This is a genomic window from Kaistella sp. (genome assembly GCF_032060305.1).
In the GTDB taxonomy this organism is placed as follows: Bacteria; Bacteroidota; Bacteroidia; order Flavobacteriales; family Weeksellaceae; genus Kaistella; species Kaistella yananensis.
Window position 1 is genome coordinate 44,329 of record NZ_DAMBHK010000001.1, and the last position, 3,304, is coordinate 47,632.

General features: G+C 39.0%; 4 protein-coding genes, 1 tRNA gene and 1 pseudogene. 5 read left to right on the top strand and 1 reads right to left on the bottom strand.

The genetic code is table 11. The features are described 5' to 3' along the window. The 5 genes and pseudogenes from V5N63_RS00210 to V5N63_RS00230 form a co-directional block, all read left to right on the top strand. Nucleotides 1–183: pseudogene (locus tag V5N63_RS00210) on the top strand (acyl-CoA thioesterase); the annotation flags it as partial. Beyond that, entirely contained in the window at nt 180–1,043 is an 864-nt protein-coding gene (gene rfbD, locus V5N63_RS00215) for a dTDP-4-dehydrorhamnose reductase (RefSeq protein WP_332031962.1), read from the top strand. The pseudogene V5N63_RS00210 and the gene rfbD, both read left to right, overlap by 4 nt. Continuing rightward, nucleotides 1,040–1,732 (top strand): hypothetical protein, encoded by a 693-nt coding sequence (locus V5N63_RS00220; RefSeq protein ID WP_332031964.1) that lies wholly within the window; start codon nt 1,040–1,042, stop codon nt 1,730–1,732. The genes rfbD and V5N63_RS00220 overlap by 4 nt, the downstream gene beginning before the upstream one ends. 14 nt (nt 1,733–1,746) lie before the next feature. Further along, the gene (bshB1, locus tag V5N63_RS00225) at nt 1,747–2,466 is read left to right on the top strand and encodes a bacillithiol biosynthesis deacetylase BshB1 (RefSeq protein WP_332031967.1); all 720 of its coding nucleotides are present in this window, start codon (nt 1,747–1,749) and stop codon (nt 2,464–2,466) included. Between the two features lie 34 nt (nt 2,467–2,500). Next, a tRNA-His gene (locus V5N63_RS00230) sits at nt 2,501–2,576 on the top strand. 128 nt (nt 2,577–2,704) lie between these two features. Here the strand turns inward: V5N63_RS00230 and V5N63_RS00235 are convergent. Next, entirely contained in the window at nt 2,705–3,040 is a 336-nt protein-coding gene (locus V5N63_RS00235) for a DUF3276 family protein (protein WP_088468170.1), read from the bottom strand. Nucleotides 3,041–3,304: the final 264 nt, after the last annotated feature.

The following is a 3,304-nucleotide window of genomic DNA, read 5'->3' on the forward strand; positions in this document are numbered from 1 at the left end:
AACACCATTCACAGCGTGTTGTGGCTTACGGTAATTTATTTCAATATGAAAACCCGCCGTTCCGAAGCGCAACCGGAAGAAACAAAAGACCTTTTCCGTAAATTTTTGGTAAATTTAGAAGAGAAAGATTTCCAGAGCAGAGTCTCCTATTTTAGAAAACTGAATAAATCCGCTGCGAAATGACAAAAAGAATACTGATCGTTGGAGGAAACGGACAATTGGGAAACTGTATCCGGAAAATTGCTCCCGATTTCGAAAACCAATACGAATTTAACTTTACAGATTCTCAAACCCTCAATATTACCGATCGGGACAGTGTTTCTGATGTTTTTTACGATTTTAAACCTCATTTCTGCATTAATGCATCTGCCTATACCGCAGTAGATTTGGCAGAGAAAGAACCGGAAAAAGCCTTTGCTGTAAATGCTGAAGGCGTAGCAAATCTTGCGGAGGCCTGTGAAGAATATAACTGTGTCTTGATTCATGTTTCTACGGATTATGTTTTCGATGGCGAAACCAATATATCTTATTCTGAAGACAGTTTTACAAATCCACAGGGAGTTTACGGTGCATCAAAACTGAAAGGAGAAGAATTGGCGATGGACCTTAACCCTAAAACTATTGTAATCCGCACCTCATGGCTGTACTCAGAATTCAACAAAAATTTTGTGAAAACGATGTTGAATCTTTTTTCTCAGAAAGACGAATTGGGAATCGTTGCCGACCAGTTTGGCCAGCCAACCAACTCAAATGATTTGGCAGAAGCCATCATGAAAATCATCGAAGCCGAACCGAAAACCTACGGGATATTCCATTTTTCGAATTATCCCGAAACAACGTGGTTTGAATTCGCCCAGAAGATTGCAGAATTTTCAGGTTCGAACATTAAACTTAATGCCATTACAACAGAAGATTTTCCCACACCGGCGAAACGCCCGAAACGAAGCACAATGTCTTTGGATAAAATTGAAAACATTTATAACATTCAGTTGAACCATTGGGAGAATTCCCTGCAAGATTGTATTGAAACTTTACAGAAATGAGAAAAACATTCGTTTTATATATGATTTTGGTGGGTCATTTTTTCATGGCTCAAAATGTAATCCTCAATAAAGTGGAGAAGACGCATTCCAACGCGGATAAATTTCTGTATAAAATAAATCCGGAAGCTGTGAATGCGGAATATCTCGGCGAAATCGAAGTACAGGGCTTTTCTGATGATGATGTGAAAGTATTCGGGATGGTTTATAAAAAGGCAAAGGAAATTGGTGCCAACGCATTTTCTTACCTACCTTTCGAGTCTGTCGAAGGGGGAATACAGAAATTTGACTCGGTCCATTACAGGCTTAATCTTTATTATGTGTCGCCCGAGCAATTCCCAAAAGAAGACAATATCATTTATCTCATCGCGTCGCCGTATAAAAAGCAGACCATCGCCGTAAATAACGATAAGCTCAGTTTTGAGCCGAGAACTTACACAAAGATTCAGCTCACTCCTGGTGAAATTTACACCGTGTCTACCCGAAAGCTTTTAGGCTCTTCGGTTAAGCTTGGCGCACAGGAAAATCAGCCGGTGCAGTTTTTTCAGTTTTCAGCTTTTTCTGTGAATTCCAATCCATACGGAACAGCAGGGATCAACTTCAAATCCGGCGATATTACAAGATTAGAGCAGTCTTACGCGCAGTTTCTTACAACGATTTATCAATATCAGGAGGCAGTTCTGAAATATTAAAAAAAATAATCAAAATGAAAGTAGATATTCTTGCAATAGGCGCCCATCCGGACGATGTAGAACTGGGTTGTGGCGGAACTTTGGCAAAATTGATTTCGGAAGGAAAAAAGGTAGCTATTGTTGATTTAACCCAAGGCGAACTGGGGACCCGTGGCACGAATGTAACAAGAGCACAGGAAGCTGCTTCGGCCTCGGAAATTTTGGGTATTTCTGCCCGTGAAAATCTAAAAATGAAGGATGGTTTTATCCTCAATTCAGAAGAATATCAAGTACAGATCGTGAAAATGATCCGTAAATACCAACCCGAAATCGTACTTGCCAATGCGGTAGACGATCGGCATCCGGACCATGCAAAAGCTGCGAAACTGGTTTCTGATGCGTGTTTTCTTTCTGGTTTAGTGAAGATCGAAACTGAGCTTGATGGAGAGCATCAAAAGCAATGGCGCCCGAAACAGGTATTCCATTATATTCAGTGGAAAAATATTACGCCGGATTTTGTAATTGATATTTCAAATTTTATGGAAAAGAAAATCGAAGCGTGTCTGGCTTATAAAACCCAGTTTTACGATCCGGATTCTAAAGAACCGATGACGCCGATAGCTACAAAAGACTTTCTGGAAAGCCTCACCTATAGAGCACAGGACCTGGGAAGACTCTCTGGCGTTGAGTTTGCGGAAGGTTTTACGACAGAAAAGTTACTTGCTTTCAAAAATTTTGACGGAATAATTTTGTAATTTCTCGAAAAGCTTTATATTTGCAACCTCAAACGGTGATTGTAGCTCAGTTGGTTAGAGCGCCGGATTGTGGTTCCGGAGGTCGTGGGTTCGAGACCCATCATTCACCCACTTTAAAACGCATTGATTTTCAGTGCGTTTTCTTTATTTTTATGCAATTCATTCCGCGTAATTTCACCCGCAGGAATACATTTAGACATAAAATAAAAAGGCATCCATAATTGAATACCTGTATTTATTAAACCTCGTCGTCCGATTCTATTGTAAATGACCTACTTTTAAAATCCTTGTCATGCCTTTCAGAAATTACATCTTCGCCTTTTTGGCTGATGATGAAATCTGTAGATTCCTTAAACATGTCTTCAAAACTCTTGAAATCTTCTTTGTAAAGATAGATTTTATGTTTTTCGAAGGTAGCTTCTCCGTTTTCACCAAAATTTTTCTTGCTTTCGGTAATCGTAAGATAATAATCTCCCGCTTTAGTCTCGCGCACATCAAAGAAATATGTTCTTCTGCCAGCTTTCAACACCTTTGTGAAAATTTCATTTTCGTGGCGTTCCTTGTAATCACTCATTTGTAGCTATTTTTTGAAATCTTGTGTAACAAATATAAAAGATTTCTTTTAATTGCAAAATAATTATTTGTTTTTTTGTTAACGAAAATGAATTATTGGTGACAAATCCGCATTTTATGCCGAAGCGGAGTTTTCTACTTTGGTGAGATTCAGGATTTTATCTGCGCGTTTTGCACTGCTTTCGCGGTGGGTAATAATGATCGAACTGCTTTTTTGGATTTCGTTTTCAATATTCTGAAGGATATTTTCTTCGGTTTCGGTATC

Excerpts from the sequence above, each read along its gene's own strand:
- rfbD (WP_332031962.1), top strand. The coding sequence starts at position 180 with ATGACAAAAAGAATACTGATCGTTGGAGGAAACGGACAATTGGGAAAC.
- V5N63_RS00220 (WP_332031964.1), top strand. The coding sequence starts at position 1,040 with ATGAGAAAAACATTCGTTTTATATATGATTTTGGTGGGTCATTTTTTC.
- bshB1 (WP_332031967.1), top strand. The coding sequence starts at position 1,747 with ATGAAAGTAGATATTCTTGCAATAGGCGCCCATCCGGACGATGTAGAA.
- V5N63_RS00235 (WP_088468170.1), bottom strand. The coding sequence starts at position 3,040 with ATGAGTGATTACAAGGAACGCCACGAAAATGAAATTTTCACAAAGGTG.